Here is a 14532-nt window from a genome sequence, read left to right on the forward strand (position 1 = left end):
CTATTAGGCGCATCCCTGGGATTGGTCATGCCTTGCTGGGGACGCGGCGGGACCGCGCCAAAAAACACCCTGAGTGGACAGATTTTCCGGATTCATCCACCCAGAGGAGTGATTTCAGTTGGCCACCAGGCATTCTTCCGCCGCCGAGGTCCGTAGTGAGCGCGGACTGATCAGTCTGAAAAAGGCTGCGGCCCTCGTAGATGTCGACCGCAAGACGATCCGGCATTGGATCGATGCGGGGCTGCTCCAGGGCTACAAGCTGAACGGCAACATGTGGCGCGTCAACCTCCATGAGGTACTCGCGCTGGCCCGCCCGGTCATCACCACGGACACGGACGGTGCGGCATGAGAGCCAGGACCGCTCTGTACTTGTTTTTCGCGATGTCGATGGCGTTCGCGCTCGTTGTCGCACCCGAGGTGGTGCTGGTTCCCGCACTGTTGATCTTCGGGTTCATGCTGGTGCGCCCCCGGCGCGGCTGGTTGGGGCGGTCGCGATGAACCAGCAGTCATACGCCCGTGAGCACAGTTGCCTGTCGGCGTTCGGTCGGCCCGAGTACGACCCGAATGGGTTGCTGCGGGCCGGTTTTCAGGCGACCCCGGTTCGGTGGCGTCTGCACTTCGCTGTCGGGCTGTTGCTGTTCGGCGCCGGGATCGTGTTCGGCGTCCAGCTGGAGGGACAGACCCCGGATTTCCCTGCCAGCGTCAATGTTTGCCGTGCCGAGGAGGTCGGCCGCCGTATCGATTGCGTTCCGCCCCCAGCGGTCTCGTCTGCCCAGGGCAGCGAGGTGACGCGATGAGTACTGCGGACGACCTACGCCAGGAGTTGCACGCTCTCAGCCTTGAGCGCAGCCGGCTGCGCCAGATCGACGTTGTCCTGACGGACATGCTCGACGCCGCCAGCGCGGTGCAGCGGAGCAAGGGCTACGTCAACGACGCAGCTGAGCGGGAGAAGCTGCGGCACTGGGATGAGGTGCACGCGTCGGTGTGGAACGAGCAGTGGGCCGCGAGCGACCGCGAGCGTGACACCTTTGACCGCTATTTCGTCGAATCCACGGCCGAGGCCCGCCGCAGGATCGCCAGTCAATCCCGCGAGGTTCGCGAGATCAGCGCACGTGTGGAGCGGTCGCGATGAAGCGCGAAAACGTCGACGGCACTGTGTATCTGCTGCACTTCGACCGCCCCTACGGGCACGCCAAGCATTACACCGGCTGGACCACGGATCTGGAATCGCGGCTGGCGGATCACCGCAGTGGCAACGGTGCGCGGCTGATGGCCGTGATCCGCGAGGCCGGTATCGGCTTCTCTCTGGCCCGTACCTGGACAGGCACCCGTAGCCGGGAGCGGCAGCTCAAACGCGAAGGGGGAGCGGCGCGGCGCTGCCCGATGTGCGGTGTGACCCCGCGCCGGGAACCGGACCCGGACACCCCCGAAGACCTGCGCGCGGTGGTGCTGGCTGCCCGCCGCGACATCGCGGCCCGACGCACAGAGCGGCGGCGCATGGGGCGGTGGGGACCGCCGCTGCCGGAGTGGGCGCGGGCGATGTCTGCCGCCGAACTCGATCGGCGACTTGCCCAGGTCGAGGACCGCTGGAACACACCCGCAACCGATCGGAGGCGTACGCGATGACCACTACGAACGAGTCCGAACGCTATGCGGCACTGGATCGCCGCTATCGGCCGCAGATCATCGCCGGTTTGCGGGGTGCGGGTCTCACCTATGGGCAGATCCGCGAACTGCTCGGCATCTCGTTGCGGCAGGTGGAGACCTGCTTGGGTGAGGCGGCCGAGTTACGCGCCCAGGGCTATCGAGTCGGCGAGATCGCCGAGGAGTTAGGTGTACCCGCCGGTTCGATGGGCCGAATCCTGGCCCCGCCGCGTCGGCGCATGCTGACCGAGCGCCAGTCTCAGGTGCTGTCGGCAGTATCGCACATGCGCGGGATGCAGATCGATCTGCTGGCCGAGTTCCTGAATGTCTACGAGTCCACCGCGTATGCGATCGTGCAGGCCCTGATCGACCACGGGGCGGTGCATCCGCTGGCGAAGGTGCAGCGCGGCCGGGCGTGGGTGTACCCGAAACGCGATGTCGCTGCCCGCTATCTGGGGTGGCGGCCGCAGGACTGGCAGCCCTCGCTGATGTACGCCAACCACGACCGCGCCGTCGTGCAGGCGCGGATCATGCTGGTCGGCTCCGACCCCGAGCTGTGGGTTTCCGAACGCGTACTGCGCCATGAGGCCAGCAAACGTGCCCGCGCCGAGGCCGAACGGCTGCGCACGAAACCGGCGCTGGAATTCAGCAGCGGGCACGAACCACGGCCGGACCGCCCCCACATTCACGACGGCTGGTTTCTCGGCGTCGTGGACGGCACCCATGGCTGGTGGGCGCTGGAGGTCGAATTGACCAAGAAGGACCCCACCTACCTCGATACCGCCCTGCGCGGTGCGGTCCGAGCGGCCCGAGATGCGCAGCCGCACCAGCTGATCGGGCTGCTGTATCTGTGCCGGACCCAGACCGTCATGCGCGCGGTCGACGCCGCACATGCCCGGCTGCCCCGAGAACTGGCCCAGGTCAAGCTGCTGTTCGCCGTCGGCGACCTGGACGAGGAATGGCAGGAATTCATCACCCGCCGTCGCGAGCTGCGCGCCGCGAAAAAGGCAAACCGACTCCGCCGCACGGCGATTCATCTCCCTCAGGAAGCGTCATGAGCAACTGCACACCCTTGATCACCCCGCAGGACTGCGGACCTGTCGACCCGCCCGTCATCTTCGACATCTCACCCACGACACCGGCACCGCCCACGAGCGGGTTCGACCAGATTGGCCCGCAGGCACCGCCCGGAATTCCGGAGGTCGTGCCCGCGGGCTGGCAGGCGCCGGACCTGTCCCAGCTCACGCACGTGGCGGGGGTGTCGCTGGTCGCCGGCGTCGTGGTCGTCGCGATGCTCATCATGATCATGACGGTGGCCGCGTCCTGGCCGCTGACACCGCACCGGCTGCGCAACTTCGCGATCGCGGCGCTGGGACTGCCCGTGCTGTCGGCGCTGACCAGTGGTTCGTGGTCGACGCCCGCGAGCCTGTTCTGGGCCGGAGCCGAGCAGATCGCGGCCGGGAATCTGGCCGGGCTGCGGATGATGCTCGCCCTCGGCGCACCGGTCGCGATGCTGGCCGCGACCTATTGGTGGGCACGGTTCGTACTCAAAACCAACACGGTCGGGTTGAAATCGCTCGGCCGCACCGAACGCGTCCAGGATGCGCTGGAGGCCCGCCGATTCCGGGCCGCGGCACGGGCGGCCAAGCTCGGCGCCCCCTACAGCGCGGGCGCGTCGATCGTGCTCGGCACCCTCGCGGACCGCACCACCTCCCAGCCGCCGGGACTGTGGCGGGAACTCACCGACCGGCACCAGCACTGGCTGACGGTGCCGCACAAGGAGATCCGCCGCCACCGCGTCACCGTCGCGACCACCGGCGGGGGCAAAACCGAGTTGCAGAAGCGCGACGCCACCGCCGTGTTCGACTACGAATGGCGAGCCTGGCAGCAATGGAAAGACGTGCCCGGCATGCGGAACCGTCACCCGCGCCCACAGATGGTGATGATCGCCTGCAAGGGCGGAGAGGACGACCGCGACCTCGGTCTGGAAATGCGGGCCGTCATGACGACCCTCGGTATCGACCCCGCCCGCATCGCGCTGGTCATGCCCGGAGGCGACCGCCTCGACATCTGGAACAACATGCCCGCCCGCGACCTGCGCGCCATCATCGGCGACCTGCTCAACGCCGGAGAGGCCACTACCAGCGAAGGCCAGCACTTCGACGACATGCGCACCCGCATCGTGTCCCTGGTCATCAACGCCCCGATCGGACCGCCACGCAACTCCACCGAATTCTTGGCCCGACTCAATCCCCAGACGCTCAAGGACATCTGGAGCAACGCCCCCGATGTGGTGCGCCAGGTCGATGCCTTGCAGGCGGAGAAGGTCCCGCAGATCGACGACGCACTGATCAAGTGCAGCAACCTGTTCGAACTGCTCAAGGACCAGAACGGCGATGTCGTCTTCGACGGCGGCAAGAACATCGACGACCTCGACGTGCTGTTCATGACCGTGCCCGACCTGGACAAGGACGCCGCCCGCGCCCAGGTCGCCGCCACGCTACGGATGGTGATGCAGCGCGCCGGCCGCGCCGCCAAACACCGTCGCCGCTCGGTGACCATCAACCTCGACGAGGCATCGGCCCTGACCACAAAGAAGGGATCTCTGGGGCTGGTCGAGATCGCCGAACGCGGCCGCTCCAAGGGCGTGGCGCTCAACTTCTCCGGGCAATCGCCCGAAAGCCTGGCCCCGGACGCCTGGATGCTGAACCGGCTGCTGAAGTCCTGCGCCGGCGGTGTCCTCATCGGCTACTGCGAAAACGGCGGCGACCTGTGCAAACACGTCGGCTCCGTCCGCGCCATCCTGCCGTCACGGCACCTGATCAAGGGCCAGCGCACCGGCGACGAAGGCCAAGTGTCGGTGGGTGAGCGGTGGCTGGTCGACCCCGACCGGGTCCGCCGCTTCGCCACCGGCGAGTTCGTCTACGCCAAGGCCGGCCGCGCCTGGTTCGGCCGCATCGTCCCCGTGGACCTCACCGACCTGTCGCCGCTGCCCGGCACTCCCGCCGCCGAAGCACTGCGCCGTGACCACACCGCCGCCACACCCGGCGATCCCGCCACCTCCGCCGCATAACCCCATTCCACCGAGACCGATTGGAGCACAACCGCAATGCGCATCATCCGCAACCACGACCACGACGACCACGAGGACGACGACCACGACAAGGACCGCGAATCGCGCGACCCGAAAGCCCTCGGAGACATCCTCGCCGACGAGATCAGCGACTTTCTCGCAGAAGCCGCCTGCGCTGGAGCGCCGTTTCCGATCGGCCAGGACGCACCCACCGAACCCGCCGCACCACGACCGGTGAAACCCGTTCTGCGACTGGTGAAATCCGACGACACCCAGGACTACTCGCCGAGCCCCGCAGCGGACGGACGGTTGCGGCCGCGGCTACTACGCGCCGGACTCGGCGGCTCCCTGGCCGTGCTGGCCGCCGTCGTCTTCGCCGGATGGGGACAGCCCGCCGCAGTCGTGATCCCGCTGGCCGCCTACGGACTGGGTTGGATCGCCTACCTGTGGTGGAACGCCGCCTGGCGCCCACCGATCCCCCAGGTACTCGCCGTCATCGCGACCGCAATCAGCCGCGGCATCGCCGCCACAGTACGCGGCATCTGCCACGCGACCCGCCGGACCATAACCCGCTTGGAAACGGTCCGCACCCGGCACGAAACCCACCGCACCACCGCATAGACCCCCACCACCAGACAGGAGTGACCACCCATGTCCGACCGCACCCATCCCGACTGGATCACACCCGCCCCCAGCGATCTCTACCACCGACTCTTCGACCTGCGCGAGCAGATCGGCGAACTGCGGCGGGAGATGACGCGGATTCGAATCGACTACGGCCGCCTGCACCGCAAGCCCGAGGACCTGGCCGTCGACGACCTCGGCGACCCGATCGACCCCGTCCACGCCACCGAGCAGGTCATGCACGCCTTGCAGCGCGCCGATGAGCACCTCTCGTGCGCCGACATCCGTCTCAACGACACCCGTGGCCGGTACGCCACCCGGCTCAAGCTCACCGATGCCGCCGCCGAGGCGCGCTGGCAGCAGATCCAGCAGCGCGACCACCGCGACCCCATCGAACGCACCCGATAGCCCCAAACCCCCTATCCCCGAAAGGAACACCCGCTCATGTCCGAGATGGACGACATCACCCGCGAGACCAGCCAGTTCACCGCGCGGATGGCACAGCTGCTGACCCAGCTCACCCACGCCACATCGTGGCTGGAGCGGCGCCGCGCCAAGAAGAACATCACCCAGCTAGTACGCGAGCAGATCCGCGAACAGCAACAGCTGCGCGCACTGGAACTCACGCGCACCACCCAGGCCATCGACGCCTACCGGCAGCACTCGGCCGCGGTCACCGGCCGCGCCATCGCTCCCGACACCAGCGCCGAGCAGCGCAGCCGCGACCACGCGGCCCTGGTCCGCCACTACGACCACCTGGAAGAACGCATTCTGCGGTCGCAAGGGCTGACCACGACCGAACAGGGCATCGCGCTGGACGGGATGGCCGCAGCCACCAAGTTCCCCGAGTACGAACTCGGCGACCTGTTCGGCAACGCCCACAAGGTCAAAGGCGTAGACGCCCTGCGGTATCGGGCACAGGTCGCCCGCGCCCACGCCGCCACCGGCATCGAACGCCGCCCCGCCTACACCCGCCCCGCCGAGCGGCAGACCACCAACAGCACCGCCGCACCCGAACCGGATACGTCGGGGGCCGATGAGCGCAGCGACATCGCCCGCGCCGAAGCCGTCCAGAACATCCGGCACATCCAGGGGCAGTGGTCGCGCAACGCGGCGCAGCTCAGTGTCGAGGCCCGCGCCCAGCTCGATGCCGCACGCCAGGCCGCGGCCCGCCGCGCGCAGGCGGCCGGACTCACCAACGAGGAGATCAGCCGCGAGTTCAACACCGCCGCCGACAATTCGCGCATCGCTGCCCTGCTGCGCGTCACCGAACGCGACGGCACCCAGCGGCATCGGCTCGGACTGCACCCGAACGAGGCCGAGGCCGCCGAGTGGGCACAGCGCACCACCCACACCCTGACGTCGAACCACACCACCGGAGTGGAAGTCACCGTCACCGAACGTGGCCAGCACGATCCGCGCTACACCGTCGCCGGCACGCCCGGATTCGTCGCCGACGAACTCACCACCTACCGGGACCAGGCCCGCCGCGACCGCGACCGCGGACCCACCCCGCCACCGGGCGCGACCGCCTCCCCGCCCACGACGAACATCGCCGATCAGCGGCTCTCGGAGGTCGAACGCCAGCTCACCGAACTGAGAACCGACCGGGACACCCTCGCTCGCGACGTGGCCGTGCTGCGCCGCGGCCTGGACGCGGTCACCGCCGACCGCGACGAGCAGAAGCGCCAGCGCGAAGCCGCCGAGGCCGAGGTCCAGGCGTTGCGCAACACCAACGTGCGTCAGGACGCCGAGCTGAAGAACCTGCGCGAGAAGGCGATTCAGACCGGCGTCGAGCGCGACAAGTACAAGACCGAACGCGACGAGGCGGTGCGCAAACTGGCCCAGGCCACCCCGGAGCACAAGCGCTACGGCAGCAAGGCCCGCGTCGACGCCGAACGCAACCAGACCCAGCCCGGCGACACCCAGCCGATGCCGGGACCTAACGGCCACCACCGCAACGGCAACGGCACACCGCGTCCGCAGCGCGACCCGATCGAGCGGAGCCGGTGATGAACGTCGAATCCACCGATCCCGTGCAGCCGCAGTACTACCTCGACCGGGGCGCGTTCGCGCTGGAAGCCGAGATGCGCGCCGACTATGCCGTAGTTCGCAACGCCCGCAAGATCGCCGCGCGAGTCCAGTTCGACTCCCACCGCGCCGAATTGCTCGCCGCTGCCGACCGGATCGCGCGCCGGTGGGCCAGCCCCGCCGGGGTGACTGGCCCGTGGGAGCAGCTCGACAACGCTGTAAGCCGGTGGGAGCGGACACCCCAGCTCATGCACCGCCTCCACGACCAGGTCACCGAAGGCGGTCGAGAGCCGGGGATGTTGCCGATCGACTGGCGCACCTGCCAGCAGGCCCGAGAGTTGACCGGCAACGGCACCTGGCCACCCACCACGCTCCTGCGCCACCGGATCGAAAGAAACCGGTGAGCCATGCACCACGAACACGAAGAAGCCATGCGCGCCGAGTTCTCCGACTGCATCGCCCTGTCCTGGCATACCATGCGGCACAGCACGACCATCGACACCGACGAGATCCACGCCCGTGTCAACGAGTACGACCAGCGGTGGCAGTCCGGCCCGCATGCCCGGGAATGGAACTTCCTGTGTGCGGCCTACACCGACTGGCGCGACTACCCCGAGGACACTGCCAAGCTCGTCGCCGACATCGATGCCCACCGCGACGTCTACCACGGTGCCGGATTCACCGACATCCAGCGGCGCAGCCTGGACCAGGCCCGCAACATCGCCAACGAGGAACGCTCCGCGATCCGGGCCCACAGCCCGTCGCAGCAGCTTCCGGTGCAGCGGGAGCGGTGAGCAGCCATGGAACGTGAATACGAAGAGGCCATGCGTACCGAGTTCGCCGCCCAGGCCGAACGGTGGCGGACGGCATACGAACCCGACGTCACCGAGGCCAAGCTGGACGAGATCTATCGCACGGCCAACGAATGCGACCAGCGGTGGCAGACCGGCCCGCACGCCGAACACTGGCAGTACCTCACCGACGCCTACTCCGATTGGCGTGCCCGCCCAGACACGATGAACCGGCTCCTGGACGACGTCGAACACAACCGCGCTCAGGGCTGGGACACCGGCGTCACCGACATCCAACGCCGCAGCCTGCACCAGGCCCGCGACCTGGCCCACTGGGAGCGCTCCCAGCAGCGCACCCACCGGCCCGGAATCGAGCGGGGGCGGTGATCGGGCATGGAACCGCAACCGACACACGGGCGTTCGTGGGAGCTGATCACCTCAGCCCTCACCGCGCAGATGGGGCCAGGCAGGGCGGGACCGAAATGGACGAACTACTACTGCCCGGTTCATGAGAACGACGGCCAGCATCACAATCCGTCGCTCGGTGTCCGCTACGACCCCGCCCAGGGAAAGACCATCCTGCGGTGCTGGGCCGGCTGCGACGACCAGGACGTCCTGTCGCGCCTGAACCTGCGGGTCCGCGACATGTGGGACCAACTCCCACAGCGTGACCCGCACCGCCGCAACCAGCCGCCGACACCACGGCCGCGGCCGCAGGGGGCGGGAATGTCGCTGGTGGACAAGGCTATCGACTACGCCCAGTTCCCGCCGCCGCACAAGCCGCAGTTGGGTGAGGCGGTCGGACCGGTGGAAACGGTGTGCACCTACGTCTACCGGTGGCCGGACGGGCGCGTCGAAGGCGCCGTCGCCCGTCAGCGCACCCCGCACCAGCGCGGCTACAGCAAAGGGTTCTGGCAGGCCCGCTGGACCGGAAACCAATGGGAGCACACCGGTTTCGCCCCGATCCCGTACCGGCTGCCCGAACTCGTCGACGCCGTCGCGGCTGGGCGAGAGATCTACGTCTGCGAGGGCGAGAAGGACGTTGTGCGCGCGTTCGACACCGGACAGATCGCGACCTGCAACGCCATGGGCGCCGGCTCCTGGACCCCCGAACACGCCCGATGGCTGCACGGAGCAGGGCGGGTGATCGTGGTCGCCGACCGCGACCGGCCCGGCTACCGGCACGCCGCCCGCGTCGCCGAGACCCTGCACGGGCACGTCGGAGAGATCCGGGTGCTGCAAGCCGCCGCGGGCAAGGACCTGTCCGACCACCTCGACGCCGGCCACGGCATCGACGCCCTCGAACGCGTCCCCTACCTGGATCGGCACTACCGCCAACCCCCACAGCGGACACGGGCCATCACCCGCAGCCGCTGACCCACCTATCCCCGATAGATCAGGAAGGAATCCACATCATGACCGGAATCGACTACGGACAGCGTTTCAAGGCCGCCGCCGCCAAACCGCCGAGCGCGTTCGGCAAGAACGCCACCCCCGGCACCACCGTGTACGGACGTATCACCGAAATCGGTGAACAGCCGCGGCTGAAGTTCAACGGCGCCCCCGGCGAGGTCCAGAAGGACAAGCAGGGCAACCCGGTGATGCAGCTGTACATCACCCTCGACACCCCGGCGGGGCTGCGTAACTTGTACCCGACCCCGCGCATGGAACGCGCCATCGGTACCGCCCTGAGCAAGGCCGGCGCCGAGTTCCAAATCGGCGCGACCCTGTCGGTCACCTACACCGGCACCGACCCCGCCGACGACCGCGCCCGCCTCTACACCGCCGCCTACACCCCCACCACCGCGGGCGGAGGTGAGGCGTGACCGGCAACGGCGCCGGTTCGCTCGTGGTGCACGGCAACGACGCCGTGCACCATAGCCGCCCACCGGCCGACACCCCCGACACCGACACCGCCGCCCCGCCCGACGCCGTCGCGGACCCGACACCACCGAGGCGACAGCGTCGCCTCACCCGACAGGAGACCCGACACCCGCACGCACCCACCGGCGGCCGGACGGTCGCCTGGCTCGGCTTCGGATTCGGCGCCGTGCTGTCCGTGATGGCGAACTGGCTCTACACCTGGCTGCCCGCCGACACCCAACCCGACGGCTGGAGTCCCGGCATCGCACCCCAGATCGGCTCCGCGGTCTGGCCGATCGTGCTCATGCTCTCGGTCGAAGTCCTGCTGCGCGTTCGCTGGCTCCCCGGATTGTGGTGGAAACTCGCGCGCTACGCCGGAGCGGGCACCGTGGCCCTCGGCTCCGCGATCATCAGCTACGGACACGTCTACCACGTCCTACTGTCCTGGGGCTACGACAGCGTAGGCGCCCGCGTCGGCCCACTCGCCATCGACGGATTCATGGTTATCTGCGGATTCGCCCTGCTGTCCGAATCCACACCGGCACAACCCGATCCGGACCCTGCCGACACCGCAGGCGACACCCGAGACACCACGTCCGCTGTAGTCGACACCCCACCCGACACTAGGGATTCGGTACCCGACGCCGTCGGCATCACCGGCGACACGACAGCCGACGCGAAGGCGACAGTGGGCGACAAGTCCGCCGACAGCGACCGCGACAACAGCATCCGCGCCATGTACCGCACCGTGCGGTCCACCCGCATCGTTGCCGATGCGTTCGGCCTCCACCACTCGACCGTCGCCAAAATCGTCGCCCAACCCGACAGCACCGACACCACACCCGGCGAGACCAACTCAGGCGACACCACAGAACCAGGCCAAGCAATGGCCGGCTCGAACTCCCTGCACCACTGAGCGATCCGCGAAAGGAGAAACGATGACCACCGCCACCAACAGCAGCGGTCAGGCCCATACCCGCCGATGGGCGAGCACGAAAGACGCTGCGGCACATATCCACAGGCACCCAGAGGTACTGCGCCGCTGGCATCGGCAGCGCGCCGAACATCCCTGGCTGCCCCTGCCACGCAGAGTCGGCAAGAACCTCCTCTGGGACCTGGACGAACTCGATGCAGCTATCGACGCCCAGGTCGACCGAGACGAAGGCCAGTAACCATGCCTCGTGGCCGACCGCCGCGGCCCATCGGAGTTCCGGGCGCCGTCATGCTCACCGAGCTTGCGCCCGGCCACTTCGAGGCTCGCGTCCTGGTCCGCGACGGCTCCGGTAAGCGGCGCGAGGTCACGCGCCGATCTCCGCTCAGGCTGGACACACGCGGGCGAAAGGTGCCGGACCGCAATGGCTCTCGCGCCAGTGAAGCCGTACTCGCCGCAGCCCGGGAGATCCGTGTTGCAGTCCAGGGAGAGCTGACCGACTCGATATCGGTGCGGAAGCTCTGGGAGTTCTACCGCAATCATCTGGTCGCGCTCGAACGCGCCGCCAGCACACTGGACCGCTACGACGATGTCGCGACGATGTTCAACAGGGCATTCGGTGACCTCCGTCTACATGAGGTCACGACGGCCGCCGCCGAAAAGTTCCTCATCGAGGTCGGCAAGACGCAAGGGCCCGGATCCATGGACACCGCGCGATCGGTCCTGTCCGGCATGTTCAAGTACGCCGTCCGCAAGACTCCACTCGCCGTCAATCCCGTCCGAGAGGTCGAGCTGCCCGAGAACCTCGAGCCCAAGGGGCGGGCTGGCGGAGCACGCGACATCACCATTGACGAACTCCGGTTCATCCTCGCCGCGGTCAGAACCTCGATCCTGCCCTGCCCGCGCAGACTCATGAAGAAGGAGCGCGAGCGCCCGACGCCGATCAGGTCCTACGCCCCGCCGACCGTCGCCGACTTCTGCACATCGGCCGACCTCACAGACTGGGTTACCCTGCTCGCCGGCACCGGCCTACGCCGGAGCCAGATACTCGCCCTTTTGTGGTCCGACATCGACTTCGAGAGCAAGACGCTACGGACGTCCGGAAAAGTGGTCAGAATCACCAACGTAGGACTCGTCCGGCAGGAGATCGAGAACGATCCCAAGAACCGCAAGGGCCGGATAGCCCTGCCGGACTTCGCCGTTGTGATGCTGACCCAACGCAAGGCCATGCTGGAGAACCGGAAGAAGGCGCACCCGCCCGCCAAGCCCCCCGAGTACGACCTGGTATTCCCTTCGGAGAACTGGACACTGCGCGACCCGAACAATGTCCAGCACCAATGGCAGCGGGTACGCGACGCGCTCGGTATTCCGGACGACATCACCGCTCACAGCTTCCGCGGCGCGGTCGCCACCATCCTCGATGACGCCGGCCTGTCCGCGCGAGTCACCGCCGATGTCCTCGGTCACGCCGACCCGTCGATGACCCAGCGCCGATACATGGCCCGCGGCCGAGTGCACCCCGCAGCAGCCGAAGCACTGCACAAGGCGGTGCACGTCGAGTGACTTTGTTGGGATATAGGTGGGATTCGAACCCCGAAACGGCAGCAGGTGGCGAGAGGAACCTGCTCGCCACCTGCTGCTTTGGAGCCGCCTGGGGGAATCGAACCCCCGACCTTTTCATTACGAGTGAAGCGCTCTACCGACTGAGCTAAGGCGGCGTGCCTTTCGGCGGTGCGAGTCTATCGTCTCGCGGCTGGATCGCGAAAACCGGTGGTCGGGGGCTAGGTGGAGCGGGCGGCTATGAGGGTGGCGACCATGGCGGCGACCGCGAAGCGGGGTTTGACGTTGGTATCGAGGGCTTCGCGGCATTCGAGTACGGCTTGGATGGAGCGGAGTAGGCCCTCGGGGCGGACTTCGGTGGCCAGTTCGCGGATCTGGTCGGACATGTCGGGGTGGGTGAGGGCGACGCCCTGGGCGTCGGGGGTGGTGGCGCGCAGGCGGACCGCGAGGGCGTCGCGATAGAGACCGGCGACGTCGATGAGGGCGCGGTCGAGGGCGTCGCGGCCGGTGCGGGTGGCGCGGGATTTCTGGCGGCGTTCCAGGTCCTTGAGGGCTCCGGCGGAACCGCGGGTGGCCGAGGCGGTGCCTTTGCCGGTGCCACCGGCGCCCATCGCGGTGGCCAGTTCCTCGCGTTCCTTGCCGTCGCGTTCGGCGCTGACCTGCTTGGCTTCCTCGTCGGCGGACTTCACCAGGGCATCGGCGGCCGCGTAGGCGGCACCGGGTCGTGCGGTCGCGCCGACCAGTGCCAGCGCCCGCTTGCGGCGGCCGCGCGCCTCGTCGTCGGTCGCCAGCCGACGTGCCCGGCCCACGTGACCGCCGCTGATGGACGCCGCCCACCCGGCCGTCTTGGCATCGAGCCCGTCGCGTTCCACCAGGACCCGGGCGATGGCGTCCACCGACGGGGTGACCAGATGCACGTGGCGGCAGCGCGAACGCAGGGTCACCGAGATGTCCTCCGGATCCACCGAGGGCGCGCAGAGCAGGAAGACGGTCCGCTCCGGCGGCTCTTCCACCACCTTGAGCAGGACGTTTCCGGCGGCCTCGGTCAGGCGGTCGGCGTCCTCCACCACCACGACCTGCCAGCGCCCGGTACTCGGCCGCCGCGAGGCGACCTGCACGATCGCGCGCATCTCCTTGGTGCCGATACTCAAGCCCTCCGGCACCACGCGCCGCACGTCACCGTGGGTTCCGGCCATGGTCGTGGTGCAGGCGTGGCACTTCCCGCAGCCGGGACGCTCCGGATCGGTGCATTGCAGGGCGGCCGCGAACGCCAGGGCCGCCACCGAGCGTCCCGAACCGGGCGGCCCGGTGAACAACCAGGAGTGCGTCATGGCCGAGGACGATCCGGTCCCGTTCCGTGCTGCCACGGCCGCGGCCGTCAGCTCGGACTCGACCGCGTCCTGGCCCACCAGTCGATCGAAGACACCCGCCACGTCGTACACCCTAGCGGCTGGTGCCGACAGCCTTCGCCGTCATCGCGGCACCCAGCGGTCAGACCCGCTGATACGTCGTATTCGCCCCGTCCAGCGCCTCACGGATGATGTCGGCGTGCCCGCTGTGCTGGGCGATCTCGCGGAAGATATTGAACAGGATATTGCGTACCGGCCAGTACTCCCGCTCCGGCGCCCAGGGCGCGGTCGGAATCGGGATCGGGGTGTCGAAGCTGTCCACCTCGCGAATCAGCTTCTCGGTGCGCTGGGCGACCACATCCCATTCGGCGAGCAGCCCGGCCACCGTCTCGTCCGGCCCCAGCCGATACCGCGAATCCATGTCGGACAGATCGAATTTCGCGTTCTCGTCGCGCTCGACGGCGACCGTGACCCAATGCCGTTCGGTGTCGACGAGGTGATGTAGCAGCCCGCCCAGGGTGAGCTCGCTGACCGTGGTCCGCTGCCGCGCCTGGTCGTCGTCGATACCGCGCAGGGTGATGCCGAACAGCCGCCGCTGCTCGGCGAGATTGGCGATGAGGTCTTCACGCTCGCGGTCGACGGTCATCGAGAGTCCTTCCGGTGGTG

19 protein-coding genes and 1 tRNA gene are annotated in these 14532 nt (G+C 68.4%); 17 read left to right on the forward strand and 3 right to left on the reverse strand.

Annotation, left to right across the window (positions count from 1 at the left end; translation table 11 throughout):
• Positions 1-118: 118 nt before the first annotated feature.
• From FOH10_RS29460 to FOH10_RS29540, 17 genes are all read left to right on the forward strand, one after another.
• On the forward strand, positions 119-349 hold the full coding sequence (locus tag FOH10_RS29460) for a helix-turn-helix domain-containing protein (RefSeq protein ID WP_143983121.1): 231 nt from the start codon (positions 119-121) through the stop codon (positions 347-349).
• Positions 350-494: 145 nt separating this feature from the next.
• Positions 495-797 carry a hypothetical protein gene (locus FOH10_RS29465; RefSeq protein ID WP_143983122.1) on the forward strand — a complete coding sequence of 101 codons (303 nt, stop codon included), beginning with the start codon at positions 495-497 and terminating at the stop codon, positions 795-797.
• Positions 794-1132, forward strand: coding sequence for a hypothetical protein (locus tag FOH10_RS29470; protein ID WP_143983123.1), 339 nt, complete (start codon positions 794-796; stop codon positions 1130-1132). The genes FOH10_RS29465 and FOH10_RS29470 overlap by 4 nt, the downstream gene beginning before the upstream one ends.
• Positions 1129-1626, forward strand: a complete 498-nt coding sequence (locus FOH10_RS29475) for a hypothetical protein (protein WP_143983124.1) — start codon at positions 1129-1131, stop codon at positions 1624-1626. The genes FOH10_RS29470 and FOH10_RS29475 overlap by 4 nt, the downstream gene beginning before the upstream one ends.
• Entirely contained in the window at positions 1623-2702 is a 1080-nt protein-coding gene (locus FOH10_RS29480; RefSeq protein WP_143983125.1) for a hypothetical protein, read from the forward strand. The genes FOH10_RS29475 and FOH10_RS29480 overlap by 4 nt, the downstream gene beginning before the upstream one ends.
• Positions 2699-4717, forward strand: coding sequence for an ATP-binding protein (locus FOH10_RS29485; protein WP_143983126.1), 2019 nt, complete (start codon positions 2699-2701; stop codon positions 4715-4717). The genes FOH10_RS29480 and FOH10_RS29485 overlap by 4 nt, the downstream gene beginning before the upstream one ends.
• 36 nt (positions 4718-4753) lie before the next feature.
• Positions 4754-5338 (forward strand): hypothetical protein, encoded by a 585-nt coding sequence (locus FOH10_RS29490; RefSeq protein WP_143983127.1) that lies wholly within the window; start codon positions 4754-4756, stop codon positions 5336-5338.
• A gap of 30 nt (positions 5339-5368) precedes the next feature.
• Positions 5369-5749 (forward strand): hypothetical protein, encoded by a 381-nt coding sequence (locus FOH10_RS29495; RefSeq protein ID WP_143983128.1) that lies wholly within the window; start codon positions 5369-5371, stop codon positions 5747-5749.
• Positions 5750-5785: 36 nt separating this feature from the next.
• Positions 5786-7354 (forward strand): hypothetical protein, encoded by a 1569-nt coding sequence (locus tag FOH10_RS29500; RefSeq protein WP_143983129.1) that lies wholly within the window; start codon positions 5786-5788, stop codon positions 7352-7354.
• Positions 7354-7776, forward strand: a complete 423-nt coding sequence (locus FOH10_RS29505; protein WP_143983130.1) for a hypothetical protein — start codon at positions 7354-7356, stop codon at positions 7774-7776. Before FOH10_RS29500 ends, FOH10_RS29505 begins: the two co-directional genes overlap by 1 nt.
• Before the next feature lie 3 nt (positions 7777-7779).
• Positions 7780-8166: a hypothetical protein gene (locus FOH10_RS29510; RefSeq protein ID WP_143983131.1), complete on the forward strand. Its 387-nt coding sequence runs from the start codon at positions 7780-7782 to the stop codon at positions 8164-8166.
• A gap of 6 nt (positions 8167-8172) precedes the next feature.
• Positions 8173-8550, forward strand: a complete 378-nt coding sequence (locus FOH10_RS29515) for a hypothetical protein (RefSeq protein WP_143983132.1) — start codon at positions 8173-8175, stop codon at positions 8548-8550.
• Between the two features lie 6 nt (positions 8551-8556).
• Entirely contained in the window at positions 8557-9540 is a 984-nt protein-coding gene (locus FOH10_RS29520; RefSeq protein WP_143983133.1) for a toprim domain-containing protein, read from the forward strand.
• A gap of 38 nt (positions 9541-9578) precedes the next feature.
• Positions 9579-9989, forward strand: coding sequence for a hypothetical protein (locus FOH10_RS29525; RefSeq protein ID WP_143983134.1), 411 nt, complete (start codon positions 9579-9581; stop codon positions 9987-9989).
• The gene (locus tag FOH10_RS29530; protein WP_143983135.1) at positions 9986-10942 is read left to right on the forward strand and encodes a hypothetical protein; all 957 of its coding nucleotides are present in this window, start codon (positions 9986-9988) and stop codon (positions 10940-10942) included. The genes FOH10_RS29525 and FOH10_RS29530 overlap by 4 nt, the downstream gene beginning before the upstream one ends.
• Positions 10943-10964: 22 nt before the next feature.
• Positions 10965-11198, forward strand: coding sequence for a hypothetical protein (locus FOH10_RS29535; protein ID WP_143983136.1), 234 nt, complete (start codon positions 10965-10967; stop codon positions 11196-11198).
• A 50-nt stretch (positions 11199-11248) separates the two neighbouring features.
• Positions 11249-12520, forward strand: a complete 1272-nt coding sequence (locus FOH10_RS29540; protein WP_244961425.1) for a site-specific integrase — start codon at positions 11249-11251, stop codon at positions 12518-12520.
• A 79-nt stretch (positions 12521-12599) separates the two neighbouring features.
• Here FOH10_RS29540 and FOH10_RS29545 read toward each other — a convergent pair.
• The 3 genes from FOH10_RS29545 to FOH10_RS29555 all read right to left on the reverse strand — a co-directional run bounded on the left by FOH10_RS29545 (position 12600) and on the right by FOH10_RS29555 (position 14512).
• Positions 12600-12675, reverse strand: a tRNA-Thr gene (locus tag FOH10_RS29545).
• Positions 12676-12738: 63 nt separating this feature from the next.
• Entirely contained in the window at positions 12739-13950 is a 1212-nt protein-coding gene (locus FOH10_RS29550; protein WP_143983138.1) for a DNA polymerase III subunit delta', read from the reverse strand.
• Between the two features lie 58 nt (positions 13951-14008).
• On the reverse strand, positions 14009-14512 hold the full coding sequence (locus FOH10_RS29555; RefSeq protein WP_143983139.1) for a mycothiol transferase: 504 nt from the start codon (positions 14510-14512) through the stop codon (positions 14009-14011).
• Between the last annotated feature and the right edge of the window lie 20 nt (positions 14513-14532).

It is taken from the genome of Nocardia otitidiscaviarum (genome assembly GCF_007362295.1).
Classification (GTDB): domain Bacteria; phylum Actinomycetota; class Actinomycetes; order Mycobacteriales; family Mycobacteriaceae; genus Nocardia; species Nocardia otitidiscaviarum.

Coding starts and splice junctions, on each gene's coding strand:
- FOH10_RS29520 (WP_143983133.1), top strand. CDS start 8,557: ATGGAACCGCAACCGACACACGGGCGTTCGTGGGAGCTGATCACCTCA.
- FOH10_RS29540 (WP_244961425.1), top strand. CDS start 11,249: ATGCTCACCGAGCTTGCGCCCGGCCACTTCGAGGCTCGCGTCCTGGTC.
- FOH10_RS29555 (WP_143983139.1), bottom strand. CDS start 14,512: ATGACCGTCGACCGCGAGCGTGAAGACCTCATCGCCAATCTCGCCGAG.
- FOH10_RS29500 (WP_143983129.1), top strand. CDS start 5,786: ATGTCCGAGATGGACGACATCACCCGCGAGACCAGCCAGTTCACCGCG.
- FOH10_RS29485 (WP_143983126.1), top strand. CDS start 2,699: ATGAGCAACTGCACACCCTTGATCACCCCGCAGGACTGCGGACCTGTC.
- FOH10_RS29470 (WP_143983123.1), top strand. CDS start 794: ATGAGTACTGCGGACGACCTACGCCAGGAGTTGCACGCTCTCAGCCTT.
- FOH10_RS29490 (WP_143983127.1), top strand. CDS start 4,754: ATGCGCATCATCCGCAACCACGACCACGACGACCACGAGGACGACGAC.
- FOH10_RS29495 (WP_143983128.1), top strand. CDS start 5,369: ATGTCCGACCGCACCCATCCCGACTGGATCACACCCGCCCCCAGCGAT.
- FOH10_RS29510 (WP_143983131.1), top strand. CDS start 7,780: ATGCACCACGAACACGAAGAAGCCATGCGCGCCGAGTTCTCCGACTGC.
- FOH10_RS29515 (WP_143983132.1), top strand. CDS start 8,173: ATGGAACGTGAATACGAAGAGGCCATGCGTACCGAGTTCGCCGCCCAG.
- FOH10_RS29505 (WP_143983130.1), top strand. CDS start 7,354: ATGAACGTCGAATCCACCGATCCCGTGCAGCCGCAGTACTACCTCGAC.
- FOH10_RS29525 (WP_143983134.1), top strand. CDS start 9,579: ATGACCGGAATCGACTACGGACAGCGTTTCAAGGCCGCCGCCGCCAAA.
- FOH10_RS29535 (WP_143983136.1), top strand. CDS start 10,965: ATGACCACCGCCACCAACAGCAGCGGTCAGGCCCATACCCGCCGATGG.
- FOH10_RS29465 (WP_143983122.1), top strand. CDS start 495: ATGAACCAGCAGTCATACGCCCGTGAGCACAGTTGCCTGTCGGCGTTC.
- FOH10_RS29480 (WP_143983125.1), top strand. CDS start 1,623: ATGACCACTACGAACGAGTCCGAACGCTATGCGGCACTGGATCGCCGC.
- FOH10_RS29475 (WP_143983124.1), top strand. CDS start 1,129: ATGAAGCGCGAAAACGTCGACGGCACTGTGTATCTGCTGCACTTCGAC.